The organism is Mycoplasma sp. AC1221, from assembly GCF_054353815.1.
Map to the genome: position 1 here is coordinate 82,520 of NZ_JBTHHH010000002.1, position 21,265 is coordinate 103,784.

Sequence of the window (21,265 nt, forward strand, 5' to 3'; positions counted from 1 at the left end):
TATCTGAGTTAATTTTTGTTTATTAACAACTTTATTAACAAGTAAAATCAATATCTTTGCTTGTTTTTAAAATACACAATATAAGCATTTTTAGATTTTGACATTCTTGAAAAATTAACTTTTTACTTGAATTTATAGCACTAAAAATTTTTTTACCATATATATATATATATATATATAAGAGAGTATAATTTTATTCTATGAATTTATTGTGTGTTTTTTTGTTATACAATTTTTATACAGTCAATATATATAAAAATAACAAAAACTACAAAATTAAATAAGTAAAATATAAAGGAAGAAATTATGACTAACAAAAGAAAAGGAATAATTTTTGTTTCATCTGCTGCAGTTGCTGCTACAACTGTCACAGGACTAACAATAGGAATTTTATATGATCGCAAACAAGCAAGTGATCAATATAAAACCTTATATAATAAAACTTTAAATGATATAAAAAGGGTAAACATCTCTGATGAAACTAAGAGACTGCTTTTTGCAGATTTATCTAAATTACCAACTACATATAAGACCCCAAGACAATTTGAATATCTTGCAGAAATAAATAAGAAAATCACCGATGCAGCAGTTAATTCAGTAAATAACAAGTTAAATGAACTTGTGAATTTTGATTCTAAGGTTACTACTTTTACCAATCTTGATGATTTGATTACTTTCAACGATGCTCTTGATAAATTACTTGAATTTGATAAATTACTTCCAAAACTTAATGATTCTAAGGAAAAGGATGAACTTATTGCTCAGGCTGCACAAGCAACCAAACCAGAGCAAGTACAACCTTTAATTGATCGTCTTAAAGAATTAATTGATAAACAAGCAAAAGAGTTAGCAAAACTAAAAGAAAGTGTTGATGCTAAGATTGCTAAACTTCCAGCAGTAATTCAAGATAACTTTTTAGATTTACGTGCTAGAGCAGGGGATGATAAAGAAAAATTACGTGAGTTATCTACTTTATTAGATAAAACTCAGTTAGTTGCTGATAAAGCAAAAGAAATTCAAAATATCTATCAAAGAGATGATGTATATCAAGATATGACTACATTAGCTCCAGGTGATGAACTACCTGGTGGACAACTTGATACCATTAACAAAAAAGTAGATGAAATCTTAAATTCAGAAGAAAATCGCGATTTAGAAGACTTAAGAAAGCAAGTACATGAGTTAAATAATGCTCTTGATGATGAAGCTGCTAAAAAAGATTTTTCAGATAAAATTGATAAAGCTGGAAACATCCCTGAACTTGTTGAGATTCAAAAACAAATTGAAGATAAACTTAGAGCAATTTCTGGGGTTGAAGGATTGTTAAATTCTAAAAAGAAAATTTTAAAAGACAGAGTTAACAAATCAAATTTACCTGAAATTATTAAACAAAGATATCTCGATGATATTGATAATGCTAACCTTTTATCAGATTTAGATAACATCGAAACTGAATTAAAAGGTGTTTTAGCAATTGAAGATGCTAGAAATGCTGCACGTGCTCAAATTGAAGCACTGAATAATCCACCTAGAAATGAACTTTTAAACGAACTTAATAATGCTAATACCTTAGAAGATATTAATAAGGTAGGACAAAAAGCACTTGATTTGTTAAATGTTGCTAAAAAAGAAGCCAGAACCAAAATTCGTTTACTAGATGGTGATTATGATAATAAAAACCGTTTAGATGTTGCACTTGTTGATGCTAAAACCCAAAAAGATGTAGTTGATTTAGAATTAGAAGCAGAACGTATTTTCCAAAAAATTAAAGATAATACCCAAGATGATATTAATAAAATCGATCCTAATGGTGAATTTAGTCAATTTAAAAAAGAACTACAAAGCAAACTTACTGATTTAAATAATAATCCAAACGCTATAGCAAAAGACTATTTAGACTTATCTAAAAAAGCAAACACCGTTGATAACTATGAAGAAGCTAAAAAGCGTGCTAATGAATACTACAATAAATTAGATGATGAAAACAAAGCCAAAATTACTAAAGAATATAACACTATAAATTCAGCACAATTCGATCCTGAAAAACTTTTTGATCCTAATGATAAAACCACTAATCAAGCCTTTAAAGCAGTTTTAGATGCTAAGGAAAAAATCGAAGATATTTATAACTTCCAAGAAAACAAAAAAATAGCACAAGACGGAATCGATAAAATTGAAAATGCTACTAAAAAAGCAGAATTTAAAGATCGTTTATTAAAAGTAACTAACAATGCTGAATTAGCAGGATTAATTTCAGATATTAAAAACTACCACAAACTTGAATCAGATAATAAACTTACCAACGGACAACTTGAATATATTATTAATAAATACATCAAAGATCCTAAGAAGAAAGCAGAATTATTAAATAACCTTAAAAATGCTACAAGTGATTCAAACGGAAAGACAATTGATAATCAAAATACCATTTTTGATAATCTTTCTAAAATCCGTAATGAAATTACTAATAGTATTGATGCACAAAACCAACTTGATTCACAAAAAGAACAAATTGGTGCTTTAATCGACCGAATTAGCGATCCTGCTAAAAAACTTGCTTTTCGTGATAAATTAGTTGATGTTAACGATCCAAATGCTGCAAACGATTTATTAGGTTCGATTGATAATCAAATTAAATTACAAAACGAACAATCACATTTAAGCAACCTAGCTGATAATATCATTGATCCAAAAACAAAACAAGAGTTTTTAAACAAAATAAATTCACTACCTGATGCTGCTGCTGGTGCTGCTTTAGCAGAGCAAATTAATAAATCCTTAGCAGAACAAGATGCAGCATTAGCGACTGCCAAAACTGCTGCTAAAGATAAATTAGGTTTATTATCGAATGCTAATCCAAAAAAACTAGATTTATATAACCAACTTTCTAATGCTAAAACACCACAAGAAATTAAAACTATTTCTGATCAAGTTGATTCATATATTAACGAACTTAAAGATCAAGCTAAAAAGGCTATTGCTCGCACCGAAGGTGGATTAACTGAATATAACGGAGATTTAAAGCAAAATTTAGAATCTTCTTTTGGTGCATCACAAGTTGAAGCCGCTATCCAAAATGTTATCGATCAAGCTAACAAAGCATTCTCAGATGTTCATGATAAAGTTATTGATACATTAGATGGAGATGGAAGCACAGCAAATCCTGGTCTTAAAGATACTGACAAAAAAGCTAAATATGCACAAGATATCATTAATTCAAATACCATTAAAGACTTAAATAATGTTTTAGATAAAATTAATAAATCTATTGCATATGAGCACGCTCATGATGCTGCTGATGCACAACTACAAAATGTGCAAGATCCACAAAAATCGGCTGAATTAACCAAGGGACTAGAAGCAACCAAAGCCAACGAAGATACTCCGGGTGCAAATGCAATTTTAGATAAAATTAACCAACAAATAGAATCTGAACACAATGAAATTGCTAATTTAGTAGCACAAACTAAAGAACAAATCAAGAAATTATATAAACCAGAAAATATCGACTTATTCAATAAACGTGCAAATAAACCTGACTTAGGTTTATTAGATGCTCGTGATATGCTTAAAACCATCAAAAATACCATTGCTCTAGAACAAGATGAATTAGCTAACAAAAAAACACAAGCTCGTAAAGATACACAAGCTCGTTTATTAGCAGGCCCAAAACTTGATGAATTTAAAGAAAAAATCCAAGCTGCACAATCTCAAGTAGCTGTTGATGGTGTTATTAAAGAAGTTGATGCATATTTACAATCTTTAAAAGATGATGCAAAAGCACAAGCATTAAAACTTAACGACAACGAAGGTCTTATCCGTGATATTGATGCTGCAATAACACAAGCAGCTATTGCTGCAGCTAAACAAACCGCAATTACTCGTTTAAACGATGCTAAGGCACAAGTATCGAATCGAATCGATGAAGTAATTAATGTTGTTGCTGCCGATAATAAAGCATTAAAAGACGCATTAGTTGCTGCTGATAATCAAACACAAATTAATCAAGTAAATAATGACATTGATGCTAAGTTAGCTGCTTATAATGCCGATACTAAAGCCGATGTAGCCCGTTTGAACAACCCCGATGCTGATCACATCATAACTTCCGGACACTGAACTACCCAATCCATTTCAAAACAACAACGTGATCGTGTTTCAGATAAAATAAATTCTAGACTTTCAGAATATGATGCTACCCTCGCTAAATTAGTCGGTGATAATACAATGCATAAAAAATATGCCGATATTAAAACTGCTATGGATACATCAAAAGTTAAAGAACAACAAATTCTTGACTATATTTCTGAAATGAATGCTGCTTTTGAAGGACAAAAACAAAATGATTTAGGATTACTTTCTTCCGTTACAAACAACGAACAAAAAAGTGTCTTGAATCAAATGGTTAATACTGCAGCAACCATTCAAGATTTAAACGATGCTAAAGTTGCAATCCAATTACAAATTCATAAAGAAGCAGTTTTAGCAACCTTAGATTCTAAAAAACTTTTCCCTGAACAAAAGACTTCATTTAATGTATCTATCAATGGAGCACAAAGCGAAGATGCATTGAATCAAGTAATCAAGAACTTGGAAGCCAAGGATGCATATAACCGTGCTTTACAACCAAAAATTAATGCTGCAACTGCTGCTAATAATAATATCGACTTGGATGAATCAAAAGCAACCAAAGATGAATATGCACAATTAATCAATGATGCTCGAAGCAACGAGGATGTTGCTGCTGTTATGGCTAAAATCAAAGCATTCTTAGATGCTAAAAAGGCTGAAGCAAAAACTCAAGTTGATAAACTTACTGGTAGACAATCTAGAGAAACCGAGCAAGGTAATCTTGATAGCACCCAAAGTGAAAGTGGATATAAACAAATTAAAGATGCAGCTGCTAAAATCTTCTCAGATGAACAAGCTGATTTAAAAAAACTATTAAATGGATATACATATACTGATAATAATCAAAAAGTTCAAAGTGTAACAGGGGTAAGTGATCGAAGTTTTAAAGATGCTGCATTAAAAGCAATTGATAATGCTGCTAATATGGGAGAGTTAGATGCAGAACGCATTAAAATCAATAATCAAAAGACTCGTGAAGGTATTCAAAAATTAATTAATACAATTCAAGAAAGTACTGATAAAGCAAAACTGCAAAATGATTTAAATCAAGCTCAAAATGCAGAAAGTTTACAAAAAGTCGAAACTGAAGTTAATAGTAAACTTACAGATCAAAGTAATCAAGTTACTGCTTTAAAAGCGCAAGTTAAAGAAAAATTAAATGTTTTAAATAGTTCTAATAGTGTAAGAAGCAAAATTGAAAGTACTATTGATAACCAAACTCAAATCTCTAAACTAAAAGAGGATTCACAAAAAATTGATACTGAACTAAAACGCATACGCGATGAAGTACAAAAAGAAATTACCCAAAAGATTCAACCTACTAATCGAAATAACGAAAATCCTGGTCATCTTAATAAGTATAACGAACTTCAAGAACAAGTTAAAAACGCTCGAACTGATGAAGATTTATTAAGAATTAAAAATACTATTATCCCAGATTACCTTAAATCAGTTGTTGCACAATATAAAAGTAAAATCGATAGCAGTTTAGATGCAACCGATGCAAAAGAATTTGATACAAAACTGCAAACAGCTGAAAAATTTGTTCCTACTGCAGCAACTCAAGGTTCTGGGGGTTCACAAGGTGGTTCAACAATACCTGGAAGTGGGTCTACCAGTTCAACTACCCCTGCTACCAAAGATTTATCTACTGTCAACCAAATTGATGATGTTCTAAAACAAGCTCAAGATAAATTAAAACAAAATGCAGAAACCCTTAACAATAAAGTTGAAGATGCTAGCAAAAAAGCAGAATTTACCAAAGAATTAAATGATGCATATAATCAAACTAATACCGGTTCAGTATTTGTTAATAAACTTGAAAAGATTAAAGAAGTTTATGACAAGATTCAAACACAAAGACAACTTGAAGAAACTAACTTAAAAAATCTGAAAGCACAAATTACTAACCAAATTAATGCATCACTTAATGATTCTGCTAAATCTGCTAAAAAGACTGAATTAGAAAATGAATTAAAATCTGCAGATACATCTACTAAAGCAAATGATGTTAAAACAAAAGTAGAAAAAGAAATTACCGATGCTAAAACTACAGCAACTGCTGTAATTGAAAAATTAAAAGGTAATAACAGATACGATAATTTAAAACAAAGACTTGACCAAAGTAATGATTTAAATAACATCAATACCATCCAAGCTGAAGCAAACAAAGTTTTAAATGACTATAAAAATGAAGTTACTGCTGCGATTAATCAAGTTGAAGATAATTCTACTAAAACCAGATTAACAAGTGAAGCAAATGATACCAGCAAACAAACATATACTGAATTATCTAACATCAAAAACAAAGCACAAATCAAATACAAACAAGAACAAATTACTAAAGAAATTAATCAATTATGAAACAAAGATAATTACCAAAATCAAGTTAACGCCACCGATGTTACCTTAGATAAATTAAACAACATCGAATCGCAAGTTCAAGCCGCTAAACGCAATCAAGATACTCAATTAGCTCAAGCTAAAACCGAGGCTAAACAATATATTGATAAAGCAAGCAAAGCAAATCAATATAATAACAACCTACAAAATGCTACTACCTTAGATGCTGTTAAAACTGTTAAAGATAAAGCGATTAAAGATGTTGAAACCGCTAAGAATGCTGCATTAGCTGAACTAAATAAACTACAAGGTTCTCCAGATTATAATACCTATAATCAACTTATCAACGATACATCTAAAACAGAAAGTGCTTTAAATCAACTTAAAACTAATGTTGAACAAAAAATATCACAAGCTCGCACTGATGCTGAAAATGCTATTAATGCTACATCTGCATCTAATAAAGCAAAATTAATTAAAGAATTAAAGGATGAATCTAAAACAGATACATATGCAAAAATTAAATCACTTGAATATACTGCTAAGGTTCAAGAAAAAGCCGATCCAATTAAAACAAGTATTTCAAGCATTTTATCAAGAGACCGAAGTCCATATACTACTCGATTAAATAACATCACTTCTACTCATCCTACATCTGAAGCAGATATGAATCAGAAACTTAATGAACTTAATCAATTATCTGCTGATGTAACTACAAAAAAGCGTGAACAAACCGTTGCAATCCAGTCTGCTTTACAAGCATTTAACCAACAAGTAGATAAAATTGATGTATCGACTGATAAAAAGAATGAATTTAAAAACCAAGCAGGAAGCAGTGATCCACAAACTATTAAAACTACCGAAAATAAAGTTACTGAATATTTAAATTCTAAGCAACAAGAAATTAATAATTTACTGAATAAATTTATTCCAGTGAATGAAAACGGAAACAACCGTAAACAATTTGAAAATGATTTAAAAGGTGCTCACAAAGAATCTGAATATAATGCTTTAAAAGAAAAAATTGAAGCTAAATTTAACGATATTAAAGCAAAAGCTGAAGTTGCAAACAAAATCTTTGGTAATGAAAAAGATTCAGAATTTAATACTGCTAAAACAACCGATACCGAAAAAGCATATACAGATTTTACTAACAAAATAAACCAAGAATTTAACAACCTTAAGAACCAAACCAAAGCTTCTTTGGATGGTATCACTAATACTTCTGAAAAAGCAAAATTACAACAACAAATTGATTCAGCACCTACTAAAGCAAAAATCGAAGAAATCAAAACTCAGATACAACTGCAAAAAGACAAAGAATCTGCACTAAACGAAGCAAATAAACTTTCAGATTCTAATGTTCAAAAACAAACTATTATTAATGCTATAAATAATGCTACTACATCTGCTGATGTAAATAATCAAAAAACTGCTGCAACAAATGCTTTAAAAACTATTAAAGATAAAGCAACTAATGATTTAAATAAAATTACTGGTGACGTAGCACATGTGCAAGCGCAACAAAACTTACAAAATGCTACCACCGAAGATCAAATTAAAGCAGTTGAAAACACTATTGCAACAACTCTTGCAAATAAGAAAAACGAAGTGCAAAATGAAATCAATCAACTTAGTTCAAATCCTTCAAGTCTTTCTACAACTGGTAAAGACACCATTAATGATTTAAATAATTTAAAGAAGCAAGTTATTGAAGAAGCTAAAAAACAAGCAAAAACTGAAGTAGATAAAATTGCTGCAAATAATTCAGAAAAAACTAAGTTAGAATCACAACTTAATAAAGTTGCATCAGTTGAACAAGCTAATGAAATCAAAAAGCAAGCTGTTGCTCAACAAAATCATGACCAAGCACTTGCTAGTGCCAAAAATAATGCATTACAAATTGTTAATAAATTAGCAGATACAAATAACAAAAAGAATGAATTAAAAAATGCGATAAATGCAGCAACTGATCCTACCGTTGCACAAGCAAAAGGTCAAGAAGCACAAAATATTTTAAATAATCTAAATAATGAATTCACCAAAACTAAAAACCGTTTTGATGCTAATTCAACAGATTCAGTGTTTGTAGCAAACCAACATCCTGCTGACAATGAAAAAGCAATTACTGATGCAACTACTGCTTTAAAAAACGAATTAGCAAAAATTAAGGATAACGCATCTGCTGCTGTTGAGAAGTTAAAAGTTAATACAAGCGCAACAAATGATTCTTCTGAAAATAACGATTATAATCAATTAAAAGAAGCACTTAATAAATATATTACCAATAATCAAATTAATGATCAAGCAACCGAAAGTGCTTTAAATAACATCATTAATCAAGTAAATCAAAAACTTAATAATAAAAAATCAGCTGTAAAAACCCAAGTTGATGCACTAACACAATCGCAAGAAAAAACCAATTTAGAAAATCAACTTAAACAAAATGATTTAACTAAAGATACCTTAGTAGATATTGAAAATAAAGCCAAAAGACAAAAACAAGTTGATGATACTATTGCATATATTAATAATAAAAAATTAAATTCTGATGGGGTTAATAACCAAAGTATTATCCCTGATACTGATAAAAATAACTTTATTAATCGAGCAAAGCAACCAAACGCAAATCTTGAGCAAATAAAGCAAGAAGTTGATAATAAATTTAATGAAATTAAAAATTCTTTAAAAGCTGCTAAGGATGCTGCAAAAGTAGAAATAAATAAACTTCCTGTCTCACAAAGAACTAATTATCAAGTTGATACGCTTACAAAAATAGATGATGTTAATGCTAAAAAAACACAAGCAGAGTCTGCTTTAAATACTATTCGTAATGATGTACAAACTGAAATTAATAAACTTGGTAGTTCACAAAAATCTTATTTAGAAAGCAAAAAGAATCAAGAAAACAACGACGGACAAAAATTATTAGATCTAAAAGAAGAAGCAAAACGAATTAAAACCAAATCAGATGAAGTTAGCTCTTATATCGATTCACAATTTGCAAATAATAATGCTCAAAAAACTTACTTTAAAGGTCAAGTAAATTCAACAAACGGAGATAACGAAACAAAACTAGATTCATTAAAAGCAAAAATTACTAAGGTTGCTGCTAAGGTTACTGATGTACAAAATACATTAAATTCAGCTGGATTGCCACATAATGAAGTATCACAATTTACTACTGAACTAGGTAATGCACATGATGAAAGTACATTAGATACTTTAAAAAACAAAATCTTAGTTGCTAAGGCTAAAAATGATGCACAAAGTGAAATTAATAAATTAGATAATAATCAAAAATCAACCTTACAGAGTGAATTGACAAATAATAGAACCCAAAGCATTGATTCATATAATACAATCAAAAATAAAGCAGTACAACTTAAAAAAGATATTGATGCAGCTCAAAGTGAAATTAATAAATTACAATCTGGTAACCAAACTGATTTAAAAACTAAATTATCAAATGCTAAGGATTCATCAACTGCAACAAAAATTAAAAATGATGCAATTACTTTAAAACAACAAGTTGATGCTGCTAAATCACAAATTGATACTATTTTAAACGACAGCAAATATGCATCTAAGAAAAATGACTTAATTAACAATTCATTATATAATGCAACTGATAAAAATAGTATAGATTCTGCTGTTAATGAAGCTAAAAAGTATAAACGTGGTGAAGAAATAAAAGAACTTAAAGATCAAATATCTGGATTGATAAATCGCCTAAGTGATCAAAGTAAGAAAAATGATTTTACCAATAAAAACAATGCAGTAAATAATCACGATTATGCTAATGAATCAACTTATAATAGTGATACATCTACTTTAAATAATTTAAAAGCAGAAGTTTCAAATTATTTAAATCAAAAGAAAACTGAAGCACAAAATCAACTTAACCGTCTTAGTTCAACTGGTGCTACCAAAGTATCTAACTATGATTCATTGAAGAATTTAGTTAATTCAGATAATACCACCGAAAGCCAATACCAAAAAGTAGTTGCTGATGTAAATTCAGAAATTAATAAACTTAAAGATGATGCTTTAAAAGAAATTAATAAACTACCAAAAGAAATTATTCAATCAAATAATTTAATGGATGGATTAGATGCTACTAATGTAACACAACAAACAATCGAAAATAAAAAGGCTTTAGCAATAGCTCAACAAAAAAATAAGGAAAATATTGCTAATACGATTATTAAACGTCTCGATGGAATCGATGAGCAAAGTAAAAGCAAATTAGCAGATGAATTATCAAAAGCTAAAACTGATACAGAAAAGCAAGATATCATTGATAAAGCACAAGCATCATATACTAATACCATTAATGATATTAAAGATGCTTTGGGAATATCTGAGATTAATCAACAAGGTAGTGGTGAAACTAAAGATCAAACATATAAAAATATCCTACAAATTGATGATGCTAAGAAAAAAGAAATTGAAAAAGCAATATCTGATGGAGATAGTGCTAAGTTAGCAGAGATAAAAAAAGAAATTGATGCTAAGAAAAAAGAAATCGCTGATAAAGCCAAAGCAGAAGAACAAAAAAGATATAATGATGCTGTAAGCAAATCACAAAAAGCATTTAATGATCATGGATTATTAGGTTCTAATAGTGGATATTCTAATATTTATACAGATGAACTAAAAAATCTTGCCAAAAATTTAAATATAAAGCGAGAATCAATAATAAAAGATAATACTTTATCGCAAGATGAAAAAATCACTAAATTAACAGACATTGAAAAACAAGCTAATGCTATATTCATGGGTATAAAAGATCGTTTATCTCACGACTTAGAGGTAATTAAAACAAAAGATCCATCATTTTATAGTATCTACAAAGAATATATCGATAATTTTAATAGTATTCGCGATATCGATTATTCAACATTTAGATATCAAGCGATCATCAATAAATACAATGAATCACAATTTAATGATCAAAAACAACAAATTCAAAATCTAAGAAATCAACTTAAAAACATCATTGCTCCTTTAGATGGTGATGCAATGTATTCACAACTACTTACACAAGCAGATTCTACTACAGATAATTCATTAGTAAATAAATTCCAAAACATAGTTAAAGACAGACTTGAAAAATTACGACAAGAAGCTCTTGCTGTAGTTATTGCAAAACTCGGTGATGCTACAGCAGCTAATAATAATAATAATAATAATAAACGTGCTGATTGAAACAACCGTATCAATAACAGTTCTACTAATACTTATAAAGCATTTAAAGCAATTATGGATGAAATTGATAAATATTCACCAAATTCACAAACTGATGCATATGTCGGTGAACAAGGTGATCACGACGCTAATGTTGCTAATGGTAATTTCTTTGATACCAAATCAAATCCGTTATTCGGATGACAACAATTTAGATTACCAGATAATGTACAAGAACTACTTTCAAATGCAATCGCAAACTCAACTGGTAGTGCAAAAATTGATGCACAAAAGAAATTCTTAAATTCTTTATTTGACTACCGTTCATTCCAAGTCTTTAAGGAATATCTATTAAACAACTTCTTTAAGGTAAATCCACAACCACTTACTGCAGATATTACTTTTGATGTAAGTAAAAAAATCAAAGAGTGAGCACCTACCCAAATATCTGGTTTAGAAACAGGTGATTCACATATCGGAAGTTACTACAAAGAACTTGCTTTAAAATGATATCGCTATGTAACTAGCCCGCAACCTGGTAAGGAAACTACAAATCAACCACAAGTTACTTTATTTACCAAAGAACAAGCAAACTTCATGATTGGAGAAGTTATGAACCCACGTGCTAAGAAGTTTGCTCGTAATGTTATTGTAGAATCAAAACGACTTACCTTTAATCAAAAAGTTAAATATTTAGACTTATTGGCTAAATCCGTTTCTAGAAATGACATCTTAACAGTATTGAAAAAAGTAAATGCAGATGATCCAACCTTACCAACATCAATTTCGCCAAACTATTCTGCTTCACATTATTGAAAATATGATGATACCGACTGAATTAGAAACAATATCCCTGGTTCAAGACTTGATCCAGCTTGACCACAACTTTATAGTATTGACACAAGTTATGGTGGAGTATATATGAACTTTGATAAAATTAACTAGGATTATAAAACTAATGCAATTTGCGTTAGTTTTATTTAAATCTGATTTAGAAAAATTTTTGTTTTGTTTGTTTTGGTATGATATAATAAAAATAATGGATAAAAAGCAAGAAATAAAATTTATTGATTTATTTGCTGGTATAGGTGGATTTCGACTTGGTTTAGAAAGTAATATAACCAAGTGTGTTTTTGCTTGCGAAATTGATGCACATGCAGCAACAATGTATCAAGCAAATTTTGGTGATGATCCTAGTTGCGATATTAGCAATCTGGATGCTAAGAATATTCCAGATTTTGATATCCTATGTGCTGGGTTTCCTTGTCAAGCATTTTCGATATCAGGAAAGCAAAAAGGATTCAACGATGCAATTCGTGGAACCTTATTTTTTGATATCATTAGAATCTTAAGGGAAAAGAAACCAAAAGCATTCATCTTAGAAAATGTTGCTAATTTATTAAAACACGATAAGGGAAATACCTTCTTTATTATGCAAAAAACATTAACTGAATTAGGATATACTGTTTCATACAAAGTTCTAAATGCAAAAGATTTTGGTGTCGCTCAAAATCGAGCAAGAATCGTAATTGTAGGAAACAACCAAGGGAAAGTGTTTGATTTTGATAAAATCAAAATCAATCCAGTTAGTTCAATGAAAGAATTTTTGGATAAAGATGCTAACGAATATCTAAATCAAAATGAATACACATTATTAGATCAATCACAAATAAAAATACAAAAATCTGGATTAATTTTTATCGGGTATCGAAATAAAAAGATTCGTAATAAAGGTATCGATAAAGAAACCTTGCATCTATCAAGAGTGCATAAACAAGTGAATCGGATTTATTCTTCAAGAGGACTAGTTCCAACAATCACATCGCAAGAAAAAAGTGGAAGATACTTTATTCATAATAACAATAAAGTCAGAAAATTAACATTAAATGAGTGTTATAAGCTGATGGGTTTTCCTGATTACTTTAAGAAAATCGGGTCAACTTCAAAATTATATGAAAGAATCGGCAATAGTGTTTGTGTACCGATGATAAGGCAAATTGCTAATGAAATGATACATCAGTTTTGAAATAATAGGGAGAATATGGATATAACAACATTTTTAGAAAATATTTATAAAGAGTCTTTGACTTTAACATCAGTTGACAAAACAAATTTAAATAATAAACAAAAACATAATATTCAAATAATTGTTGATCACGAAGAAGGTTATAAAGGGGTTTTTACAGTTTTAGTTACTTCCTTAGTCTATAAAATTCTACATCCACACCAACACATTAGATTACATCAAGCAAATATGAAAAATGGATATAGTGGAAGAAGTTTTGATGCAAAATATATTACACCTTTTTTAAAACAAAAACAGTTTTTAGGTGCAATGAAGGAATCAGGATGAACAACTAGAACCTTAGAACAAAATTTCGCTTATAATTTAGATTATCCAGGTAAAATAAGTAACATAGATATCAAGAATGCATTTTTAAGTATTTTATATGATGTGCAAGAATTAAATATTGATCCACGGTTATATTTAAAATCTCTGTTTGCATTAAGTATTAAACAAAAAGAGATAAAATCTGTGAATATTTTAAATCCCTTTACTAATAAGACACAAATAACAATTGATGATATTATTAATCTTTTAAATCAACATTTTTATTACAATTATAAATCACGTGGTGCATCAATTCTGCCTGTTATTGCTTTATATAGCATCTATCAATGTATCCTAAAAGAAAATCATAGATATAAAGACAAAATTTTAAATCCACTTAGTTCGCACTACAGTAGTGATAAAAGTTCCAAGAATGTTGCTGATATAATCATCAAAAATAAGGATGGTTCACTATTTGAAGCAATTGAAGTTAAATTTAATATAAAAGCTAATGATATATTACTTGCCGATTCATACATAAAGTTTAAAAACACTAGTATCCAAAGATTTTATTTGCTTTCTACGGTAAAGCAAGATGAAACAGAAAGAATTAATCAACTTATCAATAAAATCAAACTTGAACACGGCTGTCAAGTAGTTGTAAATGGTGTATTAGAATCGATAAAGTATTATCTAAGACTTTTGCATAATACTGAAAATTTCATCGAAAATTATATTAACAATATGAAAGAAAACAACGAGATAAATTCTGAGCATAAAATTGCTTGAAATCATATAATTAATGATTTTAAAAATACATAAATATGTTTAACAACAAAAGGAGTATAATATTATAATACTTCGAGAAAGGATGATATGAAATATTTTAAGTCAAACTTATTAAAATATATATTAGCTATCTCTCTTTCTTCTATCGGTTCTGAAGCATTTAAACTTAGTAGTTCATTATATATCTTTAAATTTACTGGTGATTTTTGGGTTGTGTCTCTGCTTTATATTCTAATGCAACTTCCTACCTTAATTACTTATTTATTTGCTAATAAAATTATAAAATTTTTAAAAGATAAAAATGCTTTATTTTTGGCAGATATATTAAGTGTTATAACACTTATCATTCCACTTGTTGCTTTCTTTTTTATATTCAAAAATGCACATACACCGTGATTTTCTTACTTATTACTTTCTATTAATATATTAATTTCCTTAATTCACTCATATCGATTTATTCATCTAAAAAATATTGTATATCATTATGCGAGTTCACAAAAAGAGTTGAGAAACATTAATGCTGGATTTTCGGTAGCTATTTCACTTGGAATCTTCATATCACCAATACTTTCTTTATTTTTTGTGCATCTGAAATTTTATCTATTAATCATAATCAACATATCTACTTATTTAATTTCTGGATTTCTTTATCTTTCAAGTAAACCTAGCGAAAAAGCTTATGAATTTGTAAAAACAAGCACCGATGTAAATTCAAAACCGATATGATATAAATGGACTTATATCATATCAATATCAATTTTTATTGGAATATTTTTATATCCAAAGAATTCAGGCTTAATCCCTTTCTTTAAGTATACTAATTTTGATTATTCACAATGGATGTTTTATTTAACAATACTAATGTCTGGAATTGCTTTTGTAACAGGATTAATTCTAATAATTCTTCATAATAAAAATGTCAAAATAAATATCAATACCGGTTGGCTAATTATTATAATGACTTTAATTAATCTAAGTTGATTTTTTGTAGATTTATTATCTTCGAAATTTACATCTACTATTTACTATATTATCATAAATGTAGTTCAACAATTTCTTTTTAGTATTATGCTTCCGAATTATTATGATGAAACATACAAACTGTTTTCAAAGAAATATTATCAAAAACAAAATAGTTATTCAATGTTAGCAAGATTATTAATCCCATCTATCATAACTATTTTTATTACATTAACTCTTAAATCTACAAATTATTTTTATGCATACTTAATTTATTCAATTTTTGTTTTAGGATTATCGCTTTTTATATTGCTAACAAATATCAAAATTTATAAATATAATCTGGTAAATTATTATAATACCGACGAATCGCTTCGTGTTTACTCAATAACTGCTCAACAAGGTTTATGAATATCAGAACAAATGGTTTTATATAAATATTTTCCAAAAACTTCTGCTAATTTAAGAATTTTAGACATCGGGTGTGGATTAGGTAGAACTACATTTGAATTATCTAAAAGATATCCAAATGCAAAAATTTACGGTATTGATATAAATAAGAAATTCATCTCAATGTTGAAAACTTATAATAATATTAAGTGATTTTTTACTGATATTAGTAAGCCCATAAACCGAACTAGTTTTTTAAAAGCACAAAAGTTTGACTTAATTCTCTTTTCTTTCAACGGTTTTTCTAACATTATATACAGAAGAAAAGTGTTGAATACCATTAAAATATCAAATCAATGATGCATCATAATTCAAAATTCATCTTCACTCTACATAATATGTTTTCTACAAAAGAATATACACAATTTTGAATGAGAAAACATATATATAAATTACCCTTATTTTCAAAAGAGAAAATATTAACTAACATTCATTATGACACTAAAATTAAAAATCGTTTTTATACTCCCGATGATATTAAAACCTTAATGAATCAAAATGGATTTATAATTAACGAATTATTTAACAGAGATGATACATTGGAACCGAGATGGGTTTTAAATATATCAACAAATTGTACATTCTATATCTGCTCATTATCTTATGAACAAACAACAAATCCAATCCTTATTTGATAAGCATTTTAAATCAATTGGTAGTTATTTTACATCAAAAATAACTACTAATCAGATAAAACAAGATATTTATCATTGTCCAAATGATATTTATGAATATGTTTATGGATGTATAAGTAATACTAAAAACATCAGATATGGGTATTTTCTTGAAGATGTTATCAATTTTTTCTTATTTGAAAATGGAGCAACTTTAAACAAAAATGATCAAACATCAAATATTGATTTAGTCTTTGAGATGAATAATACTATTTATATCGGTGAAATCAAAATCAGAGATAATCATGATAGCACCAAAAAACATGGACAAATTCAAAATTTAATGTCAAAAGTAACTAATTATTCAAGTTCTTATTCAAACATTGTTGTTTTGCTTTATTTTATAGATCCAAGTCAAAACAAAAATTATAATTTTTATAAAAATGAACTAAATAAACTCCAAGATCATTTAAATCTTAAAGATGCAAAGGTTTTATACGGTGATCAATTATTTGAATATTTAAACTTATCAAAACATTGAAATACTTTAAAGCAACAAATTGTTGAATTTAATCATGAAATAGTGAGCAATAACTATATAAACACTCTTATCTTTGAACACATTATCAATACAGGTGATTTAGTTAAAAAAATCGATCAAAGAATTTTAAAAATTTTAAAATATAGACAAGATTAATTTTCTTGTCTATATTTTTCGCGAAGCGAAGATAATTTTTCTCCTTGATAACTTATATTCTCTCATGCATTTGTTGGTTTATTAAACAACTTTTTACAAAGCGCATTTGGGGTATATCAAACATTATTATATAAAATTTGTCCTTGGTTATTAAAATATAAATCCTGTTGGAAATTATAAATTCTTATCGGAATTTTTATATCAAGATAACCATTTGAAATTAACTCTTTAAAAGTAACTTTGTTAGGTTTATGATCATATATTGCAAATTTTAAATCATTGTGATCATTATCTTCTGTTACAGATGCAAGTCTATCGACACTTGCTTGATAATATTTTGGATCTTGCTCAAAAGCAATATAATTTCTACCAAGTTTTTTGGCAGCATGTGCTGTGGTCCCGGTTCCCGAAAAAGGATCTAAAATAACATCACCCACATTAGAAGTGGCTAAAATAATTCGTTCTAATAACACAAGTGGTTTTTGAGTCGAATGAATTTTTTTACCATTTACATCTTTTAAGCGTTCATTACCATTACATATTGGAAAACGTCATATGGATTTCATCTGTAAATTACCATTTAGATGTTTCATTGTTTTATAATTAAAGGTATACTTAGCATTTTTAGTTTTAGTAACTCATAATAAAGTTTCTTGTGCATTAACAAATCTTGTTCCAGAAAAGTTTGGTACAGGATTACTTTTTTCTCAAACAATTTCATTAATTATTCATGCCCCTAAATCTTGTAATAAGTATCCTAAACGATGAATATTTTGATATGAACCAATAACTCATAGAGAACCACTATCTTTTAAAACTCTTAAACTTTCTATTAGTCATTTTTTAGTTTCAGTATCATAATGTTCTAATGACTCATATTTATCTCAAGCATCATTAACTCCATCAAAAACACTTCCATCATATCGATATAATTGTTTTTGCAAATTCATATTATAAGGAGGATCAGCAAAGATTAAGTCAATACTTTTATCTGGTATTTGTTTAAACAAGTCAAGGTTATTTCCTAGATGAATTTTATTTATAATTTTTTCTAATGAATTCATATTTATATATTATAAACTATAAATAATGAATAAATAATTAACTTATTAAATGTATGAAAAAATTAAAAATTTATATGAAAAATTATTATTTTCTTGTTTTTGATTTGATATTGTTATGATAAAAATATAGTGATAAGAAATTATAAAGCAGAAAAAAAGATTAACATAATTAGTTGTTAATCTTTTATTCCTACTTTAAAACGGTATTAATGTTATTTCATTATTCTACTGAAACTTCTGCACCAGCAGCAACTAATGTTGCTTTAATTGATTCAGCTTCATCTGAGTTAACATTTTCTTTAACTACAGCAGGAAGTGCATCAACAACTTTTTTAGCATCCATAAGTCCAACACCTAAAACTGATTGAACAGCTTTAATAACTTGAACTTTCTTTCCACCATCTGATTTTAATACAACTTTGAAACTTGTTTTTTCTTCAACTGCAGCTTCTGCTGGGGCAGCAGCTACTGCCATAGAGGCCATCGGATCAATTCCAAATGCTTCTTTCATTGCTTCTACAAGTTCCATTACTTCTTTAATAGACATTTCTTTTAATGATTCTACAAATGTTTCTTTAGTTAATTTTGCCATAATATATTCCTTTCGTTTATTTGATATTTTATTTATTATTCTGTAGCAGGTAAATTTTCTGCATACATTTTAAGTGCCATACCTAGTTGTTGTAATGGTGACATCAATGATCTTGCAAGAATAGCAAGTGCTTCATCGTATGTAGGTAATGTCGCTACATCTTTAACACCTTTAGCATCAACAACTTTACCATCGAAGGTTCCGGCTTTAATTACCATTAATTTATGTTTTTTAGCAAATGCTGTAAGTAATTTCGCTGCTGACATTTCATCGTTTTTTGAAAAAACAAAGATGTTTGGACCTACTAGAAATTGTTCTAAATCACCTAAACCGGCTGCTTTTGCTGCAAGTTTAAATAAGCGATTTTTATATACTTTAACTTCAACATCTAATTTAGTAGCTTCATTTCTTAAATTTTCTAATTCAGAAACTGATAAACCACGGTATTCAGCAAAAGATAGTGCTTGTGATTCTTGAATCTTTTGTGAGATTTCTAAAACAACTTCTCTTTTAGCTAACTTAAATTTTGATTCTGACATAATGCCCCCTTTCGCATAATTAAGCAATACAAGAGCAATCTTAAGGATACACTCGGTAACATAATTAAGCAATTTTGCCGTTACTGTCTTGATGTATTGCAAAATAATTATATTAAAATAGTAAAATTATGTAAATTTTTTTATTTTCTTTTTTTGCTTATATATAGTATAAAAAAATTAATATTTTAAAAATCACCCAATTGATGATTTTTAAAATTGACTTATTTTGCTTTATTTTGAGTTGTTTCATTTGCTTTCTTATTAGGTTCTCAAGTAAATGGTTTTAAAGCTTCATAAATAGCTTTTTGAGCATCATTTGGTTTTGTTGCAACAGTTTTATAGTAATCTTTCATTATACCACTTTCAAAACCTCCATATGATGAATTACCACCGATTAAAACATATGACTCTGATCATGCTTCATTTGATGCTACCGGATTTCCATTGTCGTCTTTGGTAAACATAACACCTTTAACATTTGCATCAAAGTTACCAAATAATTTACCTGTTTGTTCTAAAACACCTTTACGATCTTGTTTTTTATCATTTTCTTTATTTTGATTGATGTTTAAAAGTCCATGACTAGCAATATCGTTAAAATCATCAAAGTTATCCCCAATACGCATTACAGTTTTTAAAGCAACATTATTTCCGAAACTACCATTATCAGAGTTTTCACCTGATAAATCTCATCCTTTACTATTTACAAGGTTCATTCTTGCTTCTTTATTAGAGTTAACAACTTTTTCTTTATCAACTTCTTTTTCAACTGTTTTTTCACTTCCGACTGCTTGTTTTTCAGTAACAGTTACTTTTTCTTTTACAACATTACCTTTTGAATCTTTAACTTTAGTTTTGTCAATTGCTGTTCAAGGTTTAGCATTAGATAAGTCTACCCCTTGCATTCAGAATGCTCATTTAGGTAGGTATTTAGCATCTAATCCTGCTTTTTCAAGATTTGAAATAGTTGCATCTAATTCAGTTGCTTGGTCACGATTAGAATTATACATTACAACTCCACCGTGATTTCATACATATTTAATAAAATCAATTGCGCCAGCAATTGCTGTTGATACTTCATCAGTAACAAATTGATGTCATGTTTTAGGACTAAATGAAAGTCCATTAGCAGTTAAATAATTTTGATATCCAAAATTATTTAAAATGGTTTCATCGATATCCATAAATACAACCGGAATTGCTTTACCTGTTTCTGGATTAGTAACAGTTACTGATTTATCTGTTACCTTTACTTTATCAGTATCAAATAATGTTTTTTGTCCTTGCACCATAGCATCAAATTGTTTTTGTGCCGAACGGTATTGTCCTAATGTCATTGCATCTTTTTCAGCCGAAATGCTATTTCAAATGTTTGAATTTACTCTGATGCTTTTAAAATCAATTTTAGCATTTTCGTGAGTTTCTGGATGACAAGCAACAGCAACAGTTACTGATGCAACCGTTGCTGAAACTGCTCCTAAACTTAAACAAGGACATAAAAATTAACATAAAATTAACATTGTATCATCTCGGCATATTGCTGAGGTGATTTTCAATCTAAAAC

General features: G+C 28.4%; 9 protein-coding genes. 5 read left to right on the top strand and 4 right to left on the bottom strand.

What is annotated here, in order from left to right; translation table 4 throughout:
• Nucleotides 1-306: 306 nt before the first annotated feature.
• From ACXYRK_RS00665 to ACXYRK_RS00680, 4 genes are all read left to right on the top strand, one after another.
• The gene (locus ACXYRK_RS00665) at nt 307-12,609 is read left to right on the top strand and encodes a hypothetical protein (RefSeq protein ID WP_458617524.1); all 12,303 of its coding nucleotides are present in this window, start codon (nt 307-309) and stop codon (nt 12,607-12,609) included.
• Between the two features lie 94 nt (nt 12,610-12,703).
• A complete protein-coding gene (locus tag ACXYRK_RS00670; protein ID WP_458617526.1) occupies nt 12,704-14,818 on the top strand; it encodes a DNA cytosine methyltransferase in 2,115 nt (704 codons plus the stop codon).
• Nucleotides 14,819-14,872: 54 nt separating this feature from the next.
• Nucleotides 14,873-16,618 (top strand): methyltransferase domain-containing protein, encoded by a 1,746-nt coding sequence (locus ACXYRK_RS00675; protein ID WP_458617528.1) that lies wholly within the window; start codon nt 14,873-14,875, stop codon nt 16,616-16,618.
• A 180-nt stretch (nt 16,619-16,798) separates the two neighbouring features.
• On the top strand, nt 16,799-17,506 hold the full coding sequence (locus ACXYRK_RS00680; protein ID WP_458617530.1) for a hypothetical protein: 708 nt from the start codon (nt 16,799-16,801) through the stop codon (nt 17,504-17,506).
• On the opposite strand, the gene ACXYRK_RS00685 is transcribed toward ACXYRK_RS00680, so the two are convergent.
• The 4 genes from ACXYRK_RS00685 to ACXYRK_RS00700 form a co-directional block, all read right to left on the bottom strand.
• Complete coding sequence (locus ACXYRK_RS00685; RefSeq protein ID WP_458617532.1) at nt 17,503-18,570, bottom strand: DNA-methyltransferase; 1,068 nt, start codon at nt 18,568-18,570, stop codon at nt 17,503-17,505. The genes ACXYRK_RS00680 and ACXYRK_RS00685 overlap by 4 nt on opposite strands.
• Nucleotides 18,571-18,790: 220 nt before the next feature.
• Nucleotides 18,791-19,162, bottom strand: a complete 372-nt coding sequence (rplL, locus tag ACXYRK_RS00690) for a 50S ribosomal protein L7/L12 (protein ID WP_458617534.1) — start codon at nt 19,160-19,162, stop codon at nt 18,791-18,793.
• A gap of 35 nt (nt 19,163-19,197) precedes the next feature.
• On the bottom strand, nt 19,198-19,701 hold the full coding sequence (gene rplJ, locus ACXYRK_RS00695) for a 50S ribosomal protein L10 (protein ID WP_458617536.1): 504 nt from the start codon (nt 19,699-19,701) through the stop codon (nt 19,198-19,200).
• 221 nt (nt 19,702-19,922) lie between these two features.
• Complete coding sequence (locus tag ACXYRK_RS00700; RefSeq protein ID WP_458617538.1) at nt 19,923-21,038, bottom strand: HAD family acid phosphatase; 1,116 nt, start codon at nt 21,036-21,038, stop codon at nt 19,923-19,925.
• A 31-nt stretch (nt 21,039-21,069) separates the two neighbouring features.
• Between ACXYRK_RS00700 and ACXYRK_RS00705 the strand changes: the two genes are divergently transcribed.
• Nucleotides 21,070-21,207, top strand: coding sequence for a hypothetical protein (locus ACXYRK_RS00705; protein ID WP_458617540.1), 138 nt, complete (start codon nt 21,070-21,072; stop codon nt 21,205-21,207).
• Nucleotides 21,208-21,265: the final 58 nt, after the last annotated feature.